The organism is Pseudomonas sp. P1.8 (assembly GCF_001269805.1).
Taxonomy (GTDB): Bacteria; Pseudomonadota; Gammaproteobacteria; order Pseudomonadales; family Pseudomonadaceae; genus Aquipseudomonas.
This window is the reverse complement of sequence record NZ_LHVM01000004.1, coordinates 1-19,256: the sequence shown is the minus strand read 5'-3', so window position 1 is coordinate 19,256 and position 19,256 is coordinate 1. Positions and strand designations below refer to the sequence as shown.

Annotated in this window: 13 protein-coding genes; 1 reads left to right on the top strand and 12 read right to left on the bottom strand. The window is 59.3% G+C overall.

Annotated features, from left to right (window positions below; genetic code table 11):
* Window positions 1–84: 84 nt before the first annotated feature.
* From hemE to AD668_RS01070, 11 genes are all read right to left on the bottom strand, one after another.
* Window positions 85–1,152: a uroporphyrinogen decarboxylase gene (gene hemE, locus AD668_RS01120; protein ID WP_053153412.1), complete on the bottom strand. Its 1,068-nt coding sequence runs from the start codon at window positions 1,150–1,152 to the stop codon at window positions 85–87.
* 230 nt (window positions 1,153–1,382) lie between these two features.
* Window positions 1,383–2,801, bottom strand: a complete 1,419-nt coding sequence (locus AD668_RS01115; RefSeq protein ID WP_007975602.1) for an FAD-dependent oxidoreductase — start codon at window positions 2,799–2,801, stop codon at window positions 1,383–1,385.
* Between the two features lie 32 nt (window positions 2,802–2,833).
* On the bottom strand, window positions 2,834–7,279 hold the full coding sequence (gene gltB, locus AD668_RS01110) for a glutamate synthase large subunit (RefSeq protein ID WP_053153410.1): 4,446 nt from the start codon (window positions 7,277–7,279) through the stop codon (window positions 2,834–2,836).
* Between the two features lie 349 nt (window positions 7,280–7,628).
* Entirely contained in the window at window positions 7,629–9,221 is a 1,593-nt protein-coding gene (locus AD668_RS01105) for an AAA family ATPase (RefSeq protein WP_053153408.1), read from the bottom strand.
* Between the two features lie 10 nt (window positions 9,222–9,231).
* A complete protein-coding gene (gene aroB / locus AD668_RS01100; protein WP_053153405.1) occupies window positions 9,232–10,332 on the bottom strand; it encodes a 3-dehydroquinate synthase in 1,101 nt (366 codons plus the stop codon).
* Window positions 10,333–10,484: 152 nt separating this feature from the next.
* Window positions 10,485–11,003, bottom strand: coding sequence for a shikimate kinase AroK (gene aroK, locus AD668_RS01095; RefSeq protein ID WP_053153402.1), 519 nt, complete (start codon window positions 11,001–11,003; stop codon window positions 10,485–10,487).
* A 4-nt stretch (window positions 11,004–11,007) separates the two neighbouring features.
* Window positions 11,008–13,056, bottom strand: a complete 2,049-nt coding sequence (pilQ, locus tag AD668_RS01090) for a type IV pilus secretin PilQ (RefSeq protein WP_053153399.1) — start codon at window positions 13,054–13,056, stop codon at window positions 11,008–11,010.
* Window positions 13,057–13,069: 13 nt separating this feature from the next.
* Window positions 13,070–13,594, bottom strand: coding sequence for a pilus assembly protein PilP (locus AD668_RS01085; RefSeq protein WP_053153396.1), 525 nt, complete (start codon window positions 13,592–13,594; stop codon window positions 13,070–13,072).
* Window positions 13,591–14,214, bottom strand: coding sequence for a type 4a pilus biogenesis protein PilO (locus AD668_RS01080; RefSeq protein ID WP_053153393.1), 624 nt, complete (start codon window positions 14,212–14,214; stop codon window positions 13,591–13,593). Before AD668_RS01080 ends, AD668_RS01085 begins: the two co-directional genes overlap by 4 nt.
* A complete protein-coding gene (locus AD668_RS01075; RefSeq protein ID WP_053153391.1) occupies window positions 14,211–14,777 on the bottom strand; it encodes a PilN domain-containing protein in 567 nt (188 codons plus the stop codon). The genes AD668_RS01080 and AD668_RS01075 overlap by 4 nt, the downstream gene beginning before the upstream one ends.
* Window positions 14,777–15,841 (bottom strand): pilus assembly protein PilM, encoded by a 1,065-nt coding sequence (locus AD668_RS01070; protein WP_053153387.1) that lies wholly within the window; start codon window positions 15,839–15,841, stop codon window positions 14,777–14,779. The genes AD668_RS01075 and AD668_RS01070 overlap by 1 nt, the downstream gene beginning before the upstream one ends.
* 215 nt (window positions 15,842–16,056) lie before the next feature.
* On the opposite strand from AD668_RS01070, the gene AD668_RS01065 reads away from it, so the two are divergent.
* Window positions 16,057–18,495 carry a penicillin-binding protein 1A gene (locus tag AD668_RS01065; protein WP_371259749.1) on the top strand — a complete coding sequence of 813 codons (2,439 nt, stop codon included), beginning with the start codon at window positions 16,057–16,059 and terminating at the stop codon, window positions 18,493–18,495.
* A 174-nt stretch (window positions 18,496–18,669) separates the two neighbouring features.
* Here the strand turns inward: AD668_RS01065 and AD668_RS01060 are convergent.
* Window positions 18,670–19,256 (bottom strand): IS3 family transposase (locus tag AD668_RS01060; RefSeq protein WP_053153381.1); only part of this gene is annotated, 587 nt, incomplete at its 5' end.

Sequence of the window (19,256 nt, the reverse complement as noted above, 5' to 3'; positions counted from 1 at the left end):
CCAAACATTTGCTGACTGTTCCACCGCTTTCGCGAGCAGGCTCGCTCCCACATTTTTTACCGGGCGTTTTTTATTGGGCAGCTATCACTCGTGATACTGCGCCGACAACTCATGCACGGCACGCAAGAAGGCGCCAGCATGCTCCGGATCGACTTCCGGGGTGATGCCATGGCCAAGGTTGAACACGTGGCCACTGCCTTTGCCATAGCTGGCAAGGATGCGCCCGACTTCGGTACGGATGGCTTCCGGTTTTGCGTAGAGCACGGTCGGGTCCATGTTGCCTTGCAACGCGACTTTGTCACCCACGCGGGCGCGGGCACTGCCGATGTCGCAGGTCCAGTCCAGGCCCAGTGCGTCGGCGCCGGCATCGGCGATGCTCTCCAGCCACAGGCCACCGTTCTTGGTGAACAGGATGACCGGCACCTTGCGACCTTCGTGTTCGCGGATCAGGCCGCTGACAATTTTCTTCATGTAGGCCAGGGAGAATTCCTGGTAAGCCGCCGCCGAGAGGGCACCGCCCCAACTGTCGAAGATCTGTACCGCTTGCGCACCGGCCATGATCTGGCCGTTGAGGTAGCTGGTGACCGTCTGCGCGAGCTTGTCCAGCAGCAGGTGCAAGGCTTGCGGGTTGTCGTAGAGCATGGTTTTGGTCTTGCGGTAGTCTTTCGACGAGCCGCCTTCGACCATGTAGGTGGCCAGGGTCCATGGGCTGCCGGCAAAGCCGATCAGCGGCACGCGGCCGTTCAGTTCGCGGCGGATGGTGCTGACCGCGTCCATGACGTAGCCGAGGTCTTTGTGCGGATCGGGAATCGGCAAGGCTTCGATGTCGGCCAGGGTGCTGACGACTTTCTTGAAACGCGGACCTTCGCCGGTTTCGAAGTACAGGCCTTGGCCCATGGCATCGGGGATGGTCAGGATATCGGAGAAGAGGATCGCCGCATCCAGTTGCGGGTAGCGGTCGAGCGGTTGCATCGTGACTTCGCAGGCGAACGCCGGATTCATGCACAAGCTCATGAAGTCGCCGGCCTTGGCACGGCTGGCGCGGTATTCAGGCAGGTAGCGACCGGCCTGACGCATCATCCACACAGGGGTGACGTCTACGGGTTGCTTGAGCAGGGCGCGAAGGAAACGGTCGTTCTTCAGGGCAGTCATGTCGGCATCCGGAAAAAAAGTGCGGGCATTTTCTCAGAGCGCGACGCAAAAGGCACGGTTGCAGGTCAGCCTTTTGTCTATCGGGTCAATTTGTCGCGGGGGAATATTTCTTTGCAACACCGAAAACACTGTAGGAGCCGGCTTGCTGGCGATGCAGACGACGCGGTGATCAGGTACACCGCGTTAACGTTCATCGCCAGCAAGCCGGTTCCTACAGGGTGAGGCGTCGATCAGACGCCCAGGTAATCCAGGATCCCTTCAGCCGCATTACGGCCTTCGAAGATCGCCGTCACTACCAGGTCGGAACCGCGCACCATGTCGCCACCGGCAAAGATTTTCGGATTGCTGGTCTGGTGCTTGTACTGACCTTGCTCAGGCGCAACAACGCGGCCCTGGCTGTCGGTCTGGATTTCGAACTGTTCGAACCACGGCGCCGGGCTCGGACGGAAACCGAACGCGATGACCACGGCGTCGGCCGGGATGATCTCTTCGGAACCCGGGATCGGCTCAGGGCTGCGACGGCCACGGGCGTCCGGCTCGCCGAGACGGGTCTCGACCACCTTCACGCCTTCGACCTTGTCTTCACCGACAATGGCGATCGGCTGGCGGTTGTAGAGGAACTTCACGCCTTCTTCCTTGGCGTTCTTCACCTCTTTGCGCGAGCCCGGCATGTTCGCTTCGTCACGACGATAAGCGCAGGTCACCGACTTGGCGCCCTGGCGGATCGACGTACGATTGCAGTCCATCGCCGTGTCACCACCGCCGAGTACCACAACCTTCTTGCCTTTCATGTCGACGAAATCTTCCGGCGACTTTTCAAAGCCCAGGTTGCGGTTGACGTTGGCGATCAGGAAGTCCAGCGCGTCGTACACGCCCGGCAGGTCTTCCCCGGCAAAGCCGCCCTTCATGTAGGTGTAGGTGCCCATGCCCATGAATACCGCATCGTATTCTTCGAGCAGTTGCTCCATGGTCACGTCCTTGCCCACCTCGGTGTTGAGGCGGAACTCGATGCCCATGCCAGTGAAGACTTCGCGACGATTGCTCAGCACAGTCTTTTCCAGCTTGAACTCGGGAATGCCGAAGGTCAGCAGGCCACCGATTTCCGGGTTCTTGTCGAACACCACCGGGGTCACGCCGCCGCGCACCAGCACGTCGGCACAGCCCAGGCCCGCAGGCCCGGCACCGATGATCGCGACACGCTTGCCGGTCGGTTTGACCTTGGACATGTCCGGGCGCCAGCCCATGGCGAACGCGGTGTCGGTGATGTACTTCTCCACCGAACCGATGGTCACCGCGCCAAAGCCATCGTTGAGGGTGCAGGCACCCTCGCACAGACGGTCCTGCGGGCACACCCGGCCGCAGACTTCCGGCAGGGTGTTGGTCTGGTGCGACAGTTCGGCGGCCTGGAGGATGTTGCCCTCGGCCACCAGCTTCAGCCAGTTGGGAATGAAGTTGTGCACCGGGCACTTCCATTCGCAATACGGGTTACCGCAACCCAGGCAGCGGTGGGCCTGGTCGGCCGACTGCTGGGGTTTGAAGGGTTCGTAGATTTCCACGAACTCTTTCTTGCGTTGACGCAACAGTTTCTTCTTCGGATCCTTGCGCCCGACCTCGATGAACTGGAAGTCATTATTCAGACGTTCAGCCATTTTAAAACCTCATCAAACTCTTCAGGCGCATATCACTGCGGGTTGGCACGGGTGCTGGAAAGCAACGATTTCAAGCTGGCAGCCTTGGGCTTGACCAACCAGAAACGGCGCACGTAATCATCGAGGTTCTCGGCGAGTTCACGACCCCACTCGCTGTCGGTTTCCTCGACGTACTCGTTCAGCACGCGTTGCAAATGGCTGCGGTAGGCTTCCATCGCCTCGCCGCTGATCCGCTGGATTTCCACCAGTTCGTGGTTGACCCGGTCAACGAAGGTGTTGTCCTGGTCGAGCACGTAGGCGAAACCGCCGGTCATGCCAGAGCCGAAGTTGTAACCAGTCTTGCCCAATACGCAGACGAAACCACCGGTCATGTACTCGCAGCAGTGATCGCCAGTGCCTTCCACAACGGTGTGGGCACCGGAGTTACGCACGGCAAAACGCTCGCCCGCGGTGCCGGCAGCGAACAGTTTGCCGCCGGTGGCGCCGTACAGGCAGGTGTTACCGATGATGGCACTGTCCTGGGTGCGGTAGACGCTGCCCTTCGGCGGAACGATGACAAGCTTGCCGCCGGTCATGCCCTTGCCGACATAGTCGTTGGCATCGCCTTCCAGGTACATGTTCAGGCCACCAGCGTTCCACACGCCGAAGCTCTGACCGGCAGTGCCCTTGAAGCGGAACGTGACCGGCGCGTGGGCCATGCCCTGGTTGCCGTGCTTGCGCGCGATTTCGCCGGAGATCCGTGCGCCGATGGAACGGTCGCAGTTGCAGATATCCAGGGCGAATTCAGCGCCGCTCAGGTCGTTGATCGCCGAGGTGGCCATGTCGACCATTTTCTCGGCCAGCAGGCCTTTGTCGAACGGCGGGTTGCGTTCAACGCCACAGAACTGCGGCTTGTCCGCCGGCACGTGGTCGCTGCCCAACAACGGGGTCAGGTCCAGGTGATGCTGCTTGGCGGTCTGACCTTCGAGGACTTCCAGCAGATCGGTACGACCGATCAGCTCTTCGAGGGAGCGCACGCCCAGCTTGGCCAGCCACTCACGGGTTTCTTCGGCGACGTAGGTGAAGAAGTTCACCACCATGTCGACGGTACCGATGTAGTGATCCTTGCGCAGCTTCTCGTTCTGAGTCGCAACGCCGGTGGCGCAGTTGTTCAGGTGGCAGATGCGCAGGTATTTGCAGCCCAGGGCGATCATTGGCGCGGTGCCGAAGCCAAAGCTTTCGGCGCCGAGGATGGCTGCCTTGATCACGTCGAGGCCGGTTTTCAGGCCACCGTCGGTCTGTACCCGAACTTTGCCGCGCAGGTCGTTGCCACGCAGGGTCTGGTGGGTTTCGGCCAGGCCGAGTTCCCACGGAGCGCCCGCGTATTTGATCGAGGTCAGCGGCGATGCGCCGGTGCCGCCGTCGTAGCCGGAGATGGTGATCAAGTCCGCATAGGCCTTGGCCACACCGGCGGCGATGGTGCCGACGCCCGCTTCTGCTACCAGCTTCACCGAGACCAGTGCCTTCGGGTTGACTTGTTTCAGGTCGAAAATCAGCTGCGACAAGTCTTCGATCGAGTAGATGTCGTGGTGCGGCGGTGGCGAAATCAGCGTCACGCCCGGCACTGCGTAACGCAGCTTGGCGATCAGACCGTTGACCTTGCCGCCTGGCAGTTGACCGCCTTCGCCCGGCTTGGCGCCTTGAGCGACCTTGATCTGCAGCACTTCAGCGTTGACCAGGTATTCCGGGGTCACACCGAAACGGCCGGTCGCCACTTGCTTGATTTTCGAGCTCTTGATGGTGCCGTAGCGCGCCGGGTCTTCACCACCTTCGCCGGAGTTGGAACGCGCACCGAGGCGGTTCATGGCTTCGGCCAGGGCTTCGTGAGCTTCCGGCGACAGGGCGCCCAGCGAGATACCGGCGGAGTCGAAGCGCTTGAGCACCGATTCCAGCGGTTCGATTTCGCTGATGTCCAATGGCGTGTCGAGGGTTTTGACTTTCAGCAGGTCGCGGATCATCGACACCGGGCGGTTGTCCACCAGCGACGTGTATTCCTTGAACTTGCTGTAGTCGCCCTGCTGCACAGCGGCTTGCAGGGTGTTGACCACGTCAGGGTTGTACGCGTGATATTCGCCACCGTGGACGAACTTCAGCAGACCACCCTGCTGGATCGGCTTGCGCGGGCTCCAGGCTTCGGTGGCCAGGGCTTTCTGCTCGGCTTCGATGTCGACGAAACGCGCACCCTTGATACGGCTTGGCACGCCACGGAAGCTCAGGTTGCAGACTTCCTCGGACAGGCCGATGGCTTCGAACAACTGCGCACCACGGTACGAAGTGATGGTCGAGATACCCATCTTCGACAGGATCTTGAGCAGGCCTTTGGTGATGCCTTTACGGTAGTTCTTGAACACCTCGTAGAGGTCGCCCAGCACTTCACCGGTGCGGATCAGATCGCCCAGCACTTCGTAGGCCAGGAACGGGTAAACGGCAGAGGCGCCGAAACCGATCAACACGGCGAAGTGATGCGGGTCACGTGCAGTCGCGGTTTCAACAAGGATGTTGGAGTCGCAACGCAGACCTTTTTCGGTCAGGCGGTGGTGCACCGCGCCGGTGGCCAGGGATGCGTGGATCGGCAACTTGCCCGGGGCAATGTGACGATCGCTCAGCACAACCTGGGTACGACCGGCGCGCACAGCTTCTTCAGCCTGATCGGCAACATTGCGGATCGCCGCTTCAAGGCCGACGCTTTCGTCGTAGTTCAGATCGATGATCGCGCGCTCGAAGCCCGGACGATCGAGGTTCATCAGCGAGCGCCACTTGGCCGGGGAAATGACCGGCGAGCTGAGGATCACACGCGAAGCGTGTTCCGGCGACTCCTGGAAGATGTTGCGCTCGGCACCGAGGCAGATCTCCAGCGACATGACGATGGCTTCACGCAGCGGATCGATTGGCGGGTTGGTAACCTGCGCGAACTGCTGGCGGAAATAGTCGTACGGTGTACGCACGCGCTGGGACAGCACGGCCATCGGCGTATCGTCGCCCATCGAGCCAACGGCTTCGTAGCCCTGCTCACCGAGCGGACGCAGCACCTGGTCGCGCTCTTCGAACGTGACCTGATACATCTTCATGTATTGCTTGAGCTGATCGACGTCGTAGAACGCCGAACCGTGATCGTTGTCTTCCATGGTCGCCTGGATGCGCAGGGCATTCTTGCGCAGCCATTGCTTGTACGGATGACGGGACTTCAGGCGGTTGTCGATGGCATCGGTGTCGAGGATCTGACCGGTTTCGGTGTCCACGGCAAAAATCTGGCCCGGGCCAACGCGGCCCTTGGCGATCACGTCTTCAGGCTGGTAGTTCCAGACACCGATTTCCGAAGCCAGGGTGATGAAGCCGTTGGTGGTGGTGACCCAACGCGCCGGGCGCAGACCGTTACGGTCGAGCAGGCACACCGCATAACGACCGTCGGTCATTACTACACCAGCCGGGCCGTCCCACGGCTCCATGTGCATCGAGTTGTACTCGTAGAATGCACGCAGATCCGGGTCCATGGTCTCGACGTTCTGCCACGCAGGCGGAATGATCATCCGCACGCCACGGAACAGGTCGATGCCGCCGGTGACCATCAACTCCAGCATGTTGTCCATGCTCGAGGAGTCGGAACCCACGCGGTTGACCAGCGGGCCGAGTTCTTCCAGGTCCATCAGATCGTTGCTGAACTTGGTGCGACGGGCCACGGCCCAGTTGCGGTTACCGGTGATGGTGTTGATCTCGCCGTTGTGCGCCAGGAAGCGGAACGGTTGAGCCAGCGGCCATTTCGGCAGGGTGTTGGTGGAGAAGCGCTGGTGGAACACGCAAATCGAAGTTTGCAGGCGCTCATCGCTCAGGTCTGGATAGAAGGCGGTCAAGTCCGCCGGCATCATCAGGCCTTTGTAAATGATGGTCTTGTGGGAAAAGCTGCACACGTAGTGGTCGGTGTCGGCGGCGTTGGCCACGGACGAGCGACGACGGGAGGTGAACAACTTGACGGCCATGTCCTGATCGCTCAGGCCTTCACCGCCGATGTACACCTGCTCGATTTGCGGCAGGCGCTCAAGGGCCAGGCGGCCGAGCACGCTGGTGTCGATTGGCACTTTGCGCCAGCCGATCAATTGCAGGCCGGCGGCCAGGATCTCGCGGTTCATGTTCTCGCGAGCGGCCTGGGCTTTGACCGGGTCCTGGTTGAAGAAGACCATGCCCACAGCATATTGCTTGGGCATTTCGACGCCGAAAGTTTCCTGGGCGATGGCTCGCAGGAATACGTCCGGCTTTTGAATCAGCAGACCGCAACCGTCACCGGTCTTGCCGTCGGCATTAATCCCACCGCGGTGGGTCATGCAGGTCAGGGCCTCGATGGCCGTTTGCAAAAGGGTATGACTGGGCTCGCCCTGCATATGGGCTATCAGGCCGAAACCGCAGTTATCCTTGAATTCATCTGGTTGGTACAGACCTGCTTTCATAGACACTTTCTCACCAGGCTGCCTCTGATCGAGGCAAATTTCTTTTCAATTCAACCACTTGCCATCCGCGCCGAACGTACGCCAGCTTTGCGGGGGCAAAAGGGAGGTCATTGTACACACCGACACAGAGGCTCACAAATTTGACGACGAAATGTCGTAAATCTATGTCGCATTTGTGAAAGGTTTAAAACGATACGCTGTGCTAGTCAAAACCTTTTTGATTCTGACCGCAACGACTCAAAGACTACTCTGACGCAGACACCACAAGGCACGCAGCCTGGAAGGCGGCGCGCACTTGCAGAAATTTTGAGGTGCCTGGAGAGGCGGCCTGGGTAAGGCCGCCGAATCTTCAGCGAGTTGTTGCCAGTTCCTGTTGGACGCTGGCGACAGTGCGAGGCCAAGGTTTACCAGCCTGAACCTTCGCTGGCAAGGCCTTGATGGCGGAAACGGCTGCATCACGATTGGCGAAGCTGCCATACGTGATGACGTAAAGCGGCTTGCCATTGAGGACTTTCTTGAAATAACGGTAATCGCCGCCCTGCTCTTTCACGAAGCTTTGCGCACTCGCTTCAGAGCTGGTGCCGAGGATCTGCACCACGTAATTGCCCGGCGCCTGACCGGAATACCAGGTACCGCCAGCGGCCTTGGCAGCAGGCGCTGGCTTCTCGGCTGGCTTGGTTGCGGCAACGGCCGGTTTGGCTGGCGCCGGGGCAGGCTTGGCGGCAGGCGCAGGGATCGTTGCAGGTTTGGCCGTAGCGACTTGAGTCGGTGCAGGGGTCGGTTTGACCGCAGGTGCAGGCGCTGGACCGGCCGGGACGCCCGCAGGCGGCGCAGTCGTAGTCACTGTCGGTGGCGTCTGGCTCGAACCTTCAAGCGGCACGCCGTCATCACCTTCGGTAATACCACCCGCGGCTTCCGCCAATGGGCCACGCATGACCGGTTGCGAGTTACCGACCAACGGCAAAGGCATCGGCTGCGTGTTACCAGCGAATTCAACGGCTGGCGCACCGCCGTTCGGCTGAGGCGCGCCCTGGCCGAGCGGCAATTGCGCCTGTTCGTTGGCCGGTGCACCGGTGGTCGGTGTCTTGCTGCGACCCGGCATCAACCAGGCGGCGGCTACCGCGACCACGACAACGGCGGAAATCGCCAATACGTGTTTCTTCGGCATATTGAACCCCATTTTTGGACGCTTCACCGCTGAGCGGCTGGCAATCATGGCTTCGATCATTGCATCGCGGGCAACCTGGTTGATGTTGCCAGGCCAACCGTCGGAGCTTTCGTGAATATCAGAGATCTGATCTGCGGTGAAAAGTTCTATACCCCGACCCGCCCCCTCAAGCCGCTGGTCCAGATATTCGCGGGTTTCTTCTTCGGTGTAGGGTTGCAACTCGATAACGTGGAAGCGCTCTTCCTCTAGATGCAAAGCGTCAAGCTGAGCGATCAGCGACGACTCACCAAACAGGAACACATGTGGACGACCTTCCGGCGCACCGGCAGCCAGTGCCATCAAGGCTTCGAGCGCGGACTCGTCGAGCTGCTCGGCATCATCCACCAGCAGATACACTTCCTGCCCGGTGAGCGCCAGCTGAACCACTTGAGCCAGAATGGCGTCGATTTCGGCGCGAGCGACGTCCAGCGCCTGCGCTACCTGACGCAGAACACCCGCAGCATCCCCGGCACCGCGAGCCGAAACCACCACGCTCTGCACCGATTGCTTATTGGTGCTGGCCACGAGGGCCTGGCGCAGCAGGGTCTTGCCACTACCCTGAGGGCCAGTGACCACCAACAGCAGCTGGCTATAACGCGCCAGGTGATGCAGTTGCCCCAGGACCGGCTTGCGCTGGGCCGGGAAAAATTTGAAGCCAGGAACCCGTGGAGCAAAAGGGTCATGATTCAACTGGTAATGGCCGAGGAAAGCCTCGTCGGCATGCAGACTAGTCATCGCGTTCTTATTAACCTTTAAGCTGAGCCAGGGCGCGGTAGTCCGCTCCCAGCGTGGCCTGTAAAACCTCTTTCGGATAATCGTCGGTCACCACTGCTTTGCCCATATGGCGCAGCAGCACCAGGCGCAAACGACCGTCGATCACTTTCTTATCAATTGCCATGTGTTCCAGGAAATCGGCTTCGGCCATCTCTTCAGGCGGGACAACCGGGAGCCCGGCGCGCTGGAACAGACGGATACCTCGATCGCGCTCCTGCTCACTGATCCAGCCAAGGCGCGTGGACATTTCCAGAGCCATTACGGTGCCAGCAGCGACCGCTTCTCCGTGGAGCCAGACACCATAGCCCATGTGGGTTTCAATGGCGTGGCCGAAAGTGTGCCCCAGGTTCAATGTCGCACGAACGCCGGTCTCTTTTTCATCGGCGCCGACCACCGCAGCCTTGGCCGCGCAGGAGCGCTCGATGGCATAGGTCAGGGCTTGCTGATCCAGATTACGCAGGCGGTCGACGTTGTCTTCGAGCCAGGTCAGGAACGGCTCATCGCAGATCAAACCGTATTTGATGACTTCAGCCAGGCCGGCGGACAGTTCGCGGGCGGGCAGGGTATTGAGGCTGGCGGTATCGATCAGCACCACGTTCGGCTGATAGAAGGCCCCGACCATGTTCTTGCCCAGCGGATGATTGATCCCGGTCTTGCCGCCCACCGAGGAGTCGACCTGCGACAGCAGCGTGGTCGGAACCTGGATGAAGTCGACGCCGCGCTGGTAGCAGGCGGCCGCAAAACCGGCCATATCGCCGATCACACCGCCGCCGAGGGCGATCACCGTGGTACGACGGTCATGGCGCGCAGTCAGCAGGCCATCAAAAATAAGCTGCAGGGTTTCCCAGGTCTTGAAGGCTTCACCATCCGGGAGCACAACGGAAATCACCGAGAACTGCGCCAGGCTGCGGGTCAGACGTTCAAGATAGAGCGGCGCAACGGTTTCGTTGGAGATGATCGCGACTTGCCGTCCGCGAATGTGCGGGGCCAGCAGCTCAGGCTGGTCCAACAAACCTTCGCCAATGTGAATCGGGTAGCTGCGCTCGCCTAGATCGACCTTGAGTGTCTGCATGTGTCCCCACAGTGAAGATTGTTATCAGGCATCTTGCCTTGAATTAACCAATGTCCGCGGCCTCGGCTGATGTGACGCCGTTCGATAGCCATCTGCTACAACCTTGCACGGTCATGGCAGGACGCCGAGGATAGCGCATTTCGTGCGGCGCTTTAACGGGGCGGCAGCTGCTGCAATCGTTCGAGAATATCGAGCACGACCATTCGCGGCGGCCGCTCATCGGTTTCCACCACCAGATCGGCGATTTCCCGATAAAGCGGATCGCGGATCGCCAGCAGATCCCGAAGCGTCTTGGCCGGATCGGCGGTACGCAAAAGCGGTCGATTGCGATCACGGGCCGTGCGGCCGACCTGCTGCTCGACAGAGGCATGCAGATAAACCACTCGCCCACCGGCGTGCAGTGCCCGCCGATTGGCTTCGCGCATGACTGCACCGCCGCCGGTCGCCAGCACCACGCCGTCGTAATCACACAATTCGGCAATCATTGCCTCCTCGCGATCACGAAAGCCCGGTTCGCCTTCTTTATCGAAGATCCATGGGATATTGGCGCCCGTGCGTAATTCAATTTCCTTATCGGAATCTTTGAATGGCAAGCGCAGCTCTTTGGCCAGCAATCGGCCGATGGTGCTTTTTCCAGCACCCATCGGACCTACAAGAATCAAATTTCGCACAGAATCAACGACTCACAGCAATCGCCTGGTTATTCATGATACGCGGTGTGAGAAACACCAACAGCTCGGATTTTTTCTCCGAAACCACGTCACGCCGGAAAAGGCGGCCAAGATACGGCACATCGCCAAGAAATGGCACCTTATCTACAACCTTGGCCTGAGTATTTGAAAAAACCCCTCCGATGACGATGGTCTCGCCGTCATTGACCAAGACCTTGGCGTTGACCTCGTTTTTCTTGATTGGCGGAACCTCCTGGACCTTGTTCAGGTAGTCCGGCTCGTCCTTGGTGACCTTGACCTCCATGATGATCCGGTTGTCCGGCGTGATCTGCGGCGTGACCTCCAGTGACAGCGAAGCCTCCTTGAATGAGACCGAGGTAGCGCCGCTGGAGCTGGCTTCCTGATAGGGAATCTCGGTGCCTTTAAGGATCTTTGCGGTTTCCTTATCGGACGTGACTACCTTAGGCTGCGAGACGATTTCCCCATTGCCGGTTTTTTCCATCGCCGTCAGTTCCAGATCCAGCAAGACGTTGTCGGTGATGAATGCCAACCCGATTCCCGACGTTTTGTCCGCCACCCCCAGGTCGACGAACGGTGAACTGCTGCTCGTACCCCCGAGCGCACCGACGGCATCTTTGCTAACGCCCGAGGCGTTCCAGTTGCCCTTGTGGATGGAACCGCCCCAACGTACGCCCAGACTCTTGTCATAGTCGACGTTGGCTTCGACGATCCGCGCCTCGATCATCACCTGGCGTACCGGAATATCCAGTTGTGCGACGATTCTGCGCAGCTCGTCGAGACGATCCTGGGTCTGGTAGGCAATGATGTTGTTGGTCCGCTCATCGACGGTGATCGAGCCCCGCTCGTCAGCTTTTGCCTCGGCATTGGTCACCGACTGGAACAACTTGGCAATATCGGCCGCCTTGGCGTAATTGACCTGCAACAGCTCCCGCCGAAGCGGCGCGAGATCGGCGATCTGCTTTTGTGATTCGAGCTCCTGACGTTCGCGGGCAGCAATTTCGTCGGCCGGCGCGACGAGCAAGACATTACCGACCTTGCGCTTGTCCAGCCCCTTGGTTTTCAGCACCAGATCCAGCGCCTGATCCCACGGTACGTTCTGCAGGCGCAAAGTAATACCACCCTGTACCGTGTCGCTGGCCACCAGATTGAGGTGGGTGAAGTCGGCGATCAGTTGCAGGACCGAACGCACATCGATGTCCTGAAAATTAAGCGAAAGCTTCTCCCCGCTGTAAGCTCGAACGGCATCGCGCTTTTGCAAATCGTCGACGCTCATCGGACGGACGCTGACCGTGAGCTTGTTATCGGTTTGATAGGTGGAGTATTCGAAGGCACCGCCCGGCTCGATGCTGACGATGGCCCGATCACCGGTCGCGCTGGCCTTGACGAACTGCACCGGCGTAGCGAAATCCTTTACATCCAGCCGCACGCGCAGAGACTCAGGCAGTCGGGTCCTGGCAAAACCGAGAACAATCTTGCCTTCTCGCTCTTGAATCTCGGGAGCCATCGTCGGATCCGACAGATCGATCACGACATTGCCTTCACCCTGACTTCCGCGCTGAAAATCCACGCCACGAATAGCTCTGCCCGCCGGCACAGTATTTCGCGCAGGACGTGAGACAGCAGAAGCTGCCCGGCTTGCCACTGGGCTCTTGGCCTCTTGTCCGACCACGACAAACAGATCATTGCCTTCAATGCGCGACTCGTACGCAGACAGCTGGTTCAGGTTGATGATCAACCGCGTACGATCTTTGACTTGGACTACCGTGGCGCTGCGAGCATTGCCGCGCCCCAGATCCTGAGTCTTGGTCGCGAGCTGACTGACAACGCCAGGCATGTCCAGCGCAATTCGGGCGGGTGCTTGTGTGGTGTAGCCATGAGGTTCAGGGGGAGGCTTGTCGAATGACAACTTCAACTCAACACGATCCCCCGGTAACGTTTCGACATCCAGCGCTTTGAGATTGGCCGCTTGTACCATCGGCGACAACATCGCTATCCATAGCGAAAGACCGATGGTGGAGAAAATCCTGTTCATCATTTTTGTTCCACTATGAGTGCTCTTTCAATGAGATGGTCCGGGGTCGCTCCAGCCAAGCGCCGTCCCCATCCGGGACGATTTCGACCACTTCGACTTGCGAGCTGCTGATGGAGACTATTCGTCCGTCGTTGCGCCCCAGGTAATCGCCGACGCTCAGTCGGTGCACACCTCCCGCCCCGCGCAGCAAAGCAAATGAGCCAGTCGCATTGGAGAGGGTGCCGACCATTTCGAATTGCTCGATGTTGAAACCTTCGAGGTATTGCCTGACCCGATCGGGGTCCGGGCCGACATTGCGAGAACCAGGCTTGTGACCCTCCCGATCGATTCGGATCTGCTTCGAAAACGGACTGCGCAGGTTCGCTGCGCTGTAAGTGAATGTCGGGTAAGACCGGAATGCCGGCGTTGGTTCAATCTTGTCCGGCGCACGCAAGCGCATCCGGCTCATGTACGCATCCAGGTCACCCACGTCATCGCCGGCACCACAGCCGCCGAGCACACCCATCAACAGGACAACCGTCAGGTTTCGCCGGCTCATTGCGCCAGCCCTTTGTCGTTGTAGCGATAAGTCTTGGCCAGGATACTCATGCGCAATTTTGCCCCGAGCTCGGAATTGACCGGCGCGAGATCGAAATCGTGCAACGTGACGATTCGAGGCAACCCTGCGACGCCACTGACGAACGTCGCGAGGTCGTGATAGCCGCCCGTGACGGTGATCTGGATAGGCAATTCGATGTAGAACGGCCGAGAGACTTCTGGCAACAGCTTGATCTCCTCAAACACCAGGCCACTGCCAAGCCCCGTGCGGGTGATGTCTTCAAGCAAACCCGGCACTTCGGTGTCGCTGGGCAACTGTTGCAACAACACGCTGAAGGCGTTCTCCATTTCATCCATCTGCTGCGTGTAGGCCTCCAGATTCGCGGCCATTCGCATCTTGGTCGCAAACTGCTCCTTGAGCGCCGACTCTTCCTTACGCTTGAGATCGAGCTGGCCTTCCCGCTCGCTGATGGAAACGCTGTAGCCCAGAGCAAGCACCGCAACCATCAACAGGCAAGCCACTGCAGCTTTGACGGCAGATGGCCAGGAGCCAATATTGCGGGTGTCCAGGTCGTGAATGTCGATCTTGCGCAAGCCGTCGTACCATTCGGAGGGGCTCATTCATCCATCTCCGGCACCGGGGGGCGAACCTGACGCACTGTCAGCTGGAAAATGTTGGCCTGATTCACCTGATCGACAGCGCTTGCCTTGACCTCGGTAAGACTCGGCTTATCGAACCAGTCCGAAGCCTCCAGATTGCGCATCAGGTCTGAAACCCGATTGTTGGACTCCGCCGCGCCTGTCACGGACAGGACTTTGTCCGTCATTTTGACTTCGGTGAAAAAAACACCATCTGGCAAGGTACGGGCCAATTGGTCGAATATTCGTCCACTGATTGGACGGTTACTCTGCAGATCCTGGATGATTCTCATGCGGTCCAGCAGTTGCTGGCGACGCTCCTTGAGATCGCTGATCTGCTTGATTCGCCCATCCACCACTGCTATCTGCTTGCCGAGGTAATCGTTGCGGGCGACTTGTCGATCAATGGCACCACCAATCACCTGATTCGCAATCATTACCGCACCCATCGCCCCGACCAGCACAGCCGCCAGAACCACAAAAAAGTGTTTGCGACGCAGTTCACGCTGCTCTTCGCGCCAGGGCAAAAGATTGATTCGCGCCATCAGTCAAAGCTCCTGAGGGCCAGGCCACAAGCAATCATCAACGCTGGCGCATCATTCGCCAGGGCAACGCCATTGACCTTGCTGCCCAGAATCATGTCGGAGAAAGGATCGGCAACCTGGGTCGGCGTCTTCAACTGTTGTTCGATCAACCCCTCCAGCCCGGGGATCGATGCGGTGCCACCCGCCAGCAATATGTGATCGACCGAGCTGTACCGACCGGAGCTGAAGAACAATTGCAAGGAACGGAAAACCTGCTGCGCCAATGACTCACGGAAGGGCTGCAGCACTTCATTGACGTAGCCATCCGGCAGCCCGCCGTGCTTTTTCGCCTGACCTGCCTGCTCCATGGTCAGGCCGTAGCGGCGCTGGATTTGCTCCGTCAATTGGCGACCGCCGAACAGTTGCTCACGGGTGTAGATGATCCTCCCGTTGTGCAGCACGCTCAGGGTCGTCATGGTGGCACCGATATCTATCACCGCTACCGTCATGCGCTCCGGGGACGCCGACAACCCGCTGACGAGCAGGTCATAGGAACGCTCCAGGGCATACGCCTCGACATCGACCACTCGCGCTCTCAGACCTGCCAGGGACAGGGCCGCTTCGCGCACTTCGACATTCTCCTTGCGGCAGGCGGCGAGCAGCACATTCACACGCGCGGGATTGCGGGCTGCAGCGCCCTGAACCTGGAAGTCGATGGCGGCTTCCTCCAAAGGGTAGGGAACGTATTGGTCGGCTTCGATCTTCAGTTGGCTTTCCATTTCATCATCCGAAAGACCGGCGTCCATTTCGATGGTTTTGGTGAGCACCGCTGAACCGGCCACCGCCACGGCGACATTCTTCAAACCGCTTTTGGATTTGACCCGTGCACGAGCGAGTGCAAGCCCGACCTCCTCGAGTTCGGTGATGTTCTTTTCGGTCACGGCACCGACCGGCAGCGGCTCGATCGCGTAAGATTCGACCTTGTAGCGCTCGCCCAGGCGGCTCAATTCCAGCAGCTTCACCGAGGTGGAGCCGATGTCGATCCCTAGCAGCGTTTTGGCTTTTTTGTTGAAGAGTCCTGGCACTACAAATTCCCTATGACTATCCGTGAGTTACGGACTGTGCAATGTCCATTGCGTTCAACCCGCCCGTCTTGACAGCAGCGCAAATGACGCTACCCAGCAGAAAAATGCTTATAATGCCCAGCGTTTTTTTCCGCATTTGCTCAAGCGCGGGTCGTTTCCTTTTGCCTGACCCTGATGCCTAATTCATTTTTTGCCCTGGATATCCCAAAGCCTTGATTCGTCTGCTGAAGTTTTTCGGTTGGTCCATCGTCGCGGTTTTCTGCGGACTCCTTCTGGGTCTGAGCGGGGCGTACCTCTACCTTAGCCCCGGATTACCGTCCGTTGAGGCCCTGCGAAGCATCCAGTTGCAGATTCCCTTGCGGGTTTACAGCAGCGACAACAAGTTGATTGCAGAGTTTGGCGAAATGCGCCGTACTCCGATCCGTTTCGCCGACATTCCCCCCAATTTCATTAATGCGTTACTAAGTGCTGAAGACGATAACTTCGCCAACCACTACGGCGTCGATCCGAGCAGCCTGATGCGTGCCGCCACGCAACTGGTCAAAAGCGGGCACATTCAGTCCGGCGGCAGCACCATCACCATGCAGGTCGCGAAGAACTTCTTCCTGACCAGCGAACGCAGCTTTTCGCGCAAAACCACTGAAATCCTTCTGGCACTGCAGATCGAACGACAGCTCACCAAGGACGAGATCCTTGAGCTGTACGTCAACAAGATCTATCTGGGTAACCGCGCTTATGGCATCGAGGCAGCGGCGCAGGTCTATTACGGCAAGTCGATCCGCGACGTCAGCCTGGCACAGATGGCGATGATCGCCGGCTTGCCCAAGGCACCGTCACGCTTCAACCCGCTGGCCAACCCCGCACGCAGCAAGGAGCGTCGCGACTGGATCCTGGGACGCATGTACAAGCTCGGCAAAATTACCGAGGCCGACTACACCACTGCGGTCAACGAGCCACTCAACGCCAGTTATCACGTGCCGACACCAGAGGTTAACGCGCCATACATCGCTGAAATGGCCCGTGCCGAAATGGTCGGTCGCTACGGCAGCGATGCATACACTGAAGGATTTCGTGTCACCACCACAGTGCCAAGCAATCTTCAGGAACTGGCCAATACTGCCCTCCACGAAGGCTTGATGACCTACGACCAGCGCCATGGCTATCGCGGTCCGGAATCGCGTTTGCCGGGCAAGACCCGCGAGGCATGGGTAACGGAGTTGACCAAGCAGCGCACCATCAGCAGCCTCGAGCCAGCCATCGTTACCCAGGTCGACAAGAACGGTTTGCAAGTCCTGACCCGCACCGGCCAGGAGCATGTCAGCTGGGACACCATGAAATGGGCTCGTCCGTTCCTGAACACCAACAGCATGGGGCCAAATCCGAAGCAGCCTTCGGACGTGGCACAGGTCGGCGACCTGATTCGTGTACAGCGCCAACCGGACAACTCACTGAAGTTCAGCCAGATTCCTCAAGCCCAGGGTGCACTGGTTTCCCTTGACCCGCAGAACGGTGCAATCCGCTCGCTGGTCGGTGGCTTCGCCTTCGAGCAGAGCAACTACAACCGCGCCCTTCAGGCCAAGCGCCAGCCCGGATCGAGCTTCAAGCCGTTTGTCTACAGCGCAGCACTGGATAGTGGCTACACCGCCTCCAGCCTGGTCAACGACGCACCGATCGTGTTCGTCGACGAGTACCTGGACAAGGTCTGGCGCCCGAAAAACGACACCAACACGTTCCTTGGCCCGATCCGTCTGCGTGAAGCACTCTACAAGTCGCGCAATCTGGTGTCGATCCGCTTGCTGCAAGCAATGGGCGTCGGCAAGACCATCGACTACATCACCCGCTTCGGCTTCAACAAGCAGGATCTGCCGCCCAACCTGTCCCTGGCCCTGGGCACTGCGACCCTGACGCCGATGGAAATCGCCACTGGCTGGAGCACCTTCGCCAACGGCGGTTACAAAATCACTCCATACATCATCGACAAGATCGAAAGCCGCAACGGCGACACCCTGTTCGTCGCCAACCCGGCGAGCGTGCCTCAGGGTGGCGTCGCCAGCGACGGCATTGCCGCACCTTCCGCTGAAGCCTTCACAGTCAATGCGACCCCGGGCGAAGTCCCTGGCGCGACACCCGCACCACAAGCACCGGCGGTGGCCGAACGCATTGTCGATGGGCGCACGACCTACATCCTCAACAGCATGCTCCAGGACGTCATCAAGCTCGGCACCGGGCGTCGCGCCCTGGCACTGGGTCGCTCCGACATCGCTGGTAAAACGGGTACGACCAACGAATCCAAGGACGCCTGGTTCTCCGGCTACAACGCCGACTACGTGACCACGGTCTGGACCGGCTTCGACCAGCCTGAAAGTCTGGGCCGCAAGGAGTTCGGTGGCACAGTCGCGCTGCCGATCTGGATGAACTATATGGGAGCCGCCCTCAAGGACAAGCCGCCACACACGCAAGCGGAGCCGGAAGGCCTTCTCAGTCTGCGGGTCGATCCGATCAGCGGGCGCGCAGCCAGCCCGGGTACGCCAGGCGCCTACTTCGAGCTGTTCAAGGCCGAGGACACGCCGCCATCCGCAAACGAACTGAGCAACGGCACAGCGCCGGGCAGCCCGCTACCGGCAGATGAAGCGGCGCCGATCGATTTGTTCTGATTCCGACCTGCCAAAAAGCCCCGCCTTCGAGAGAAGCGCGGGGCTTTTTTTACCTGAAAGATCGCAGCCTTCGCCAGCTTCTAAGGGGCGTAAGCCGCTCCATGCAGGAGCTGGCGCAGGCTGCGATCTTTTGAATATGTCTAGTCCTGAAATAGGTTTACACCTGTTTCAGTCTCAAAACGCCCGATGCACCGCATCGGGCGTTTTGTATTTCAAGGCCAGATGTGGCCGCTCCGCGTTGTAGATCAGCACCGATTCATCAACCATTCTCACCGCGTCGGCCAGGTTCTTGGGGCGATGCAGCAAAAACTCCGTCTTCAAAATCCCGTTTATTCGCTCCGCCATCGCGTTCTGATAGCAGTCATAGCCATCGGTCATCGAACAAATGACCCCGTGCTTGGTGTGAAAACGCTGATAAAGGTCGGAGCAATACTGCGCCCCACGGTCTGAGTGATGAACCAGCGGCTGCTTGGTTTTCCTTCCTCCTACAGCCTTCTTCAGCGCTTTGAGCACCGACTCTGTATGCAAGCTCTCATGCACATGATGTCCCACTATTTTACGCGAGTAGGCGTCGGTGATCAGGCTCAGATAAGCAACGCTCTCCTGGGTAGGCAGATAGGTTATATCCGCAACCCAAACTTGCTCAGGAGCACAGGCCATGATTTGCTGCGGGCCTGCCTTGGGTCTGTTTGGATGTCTTCTCCCTCTATTTTTTGTTTGTGTGGTCTTGTTGTATGCCCGCTTGCGAGGGACCAATTCTC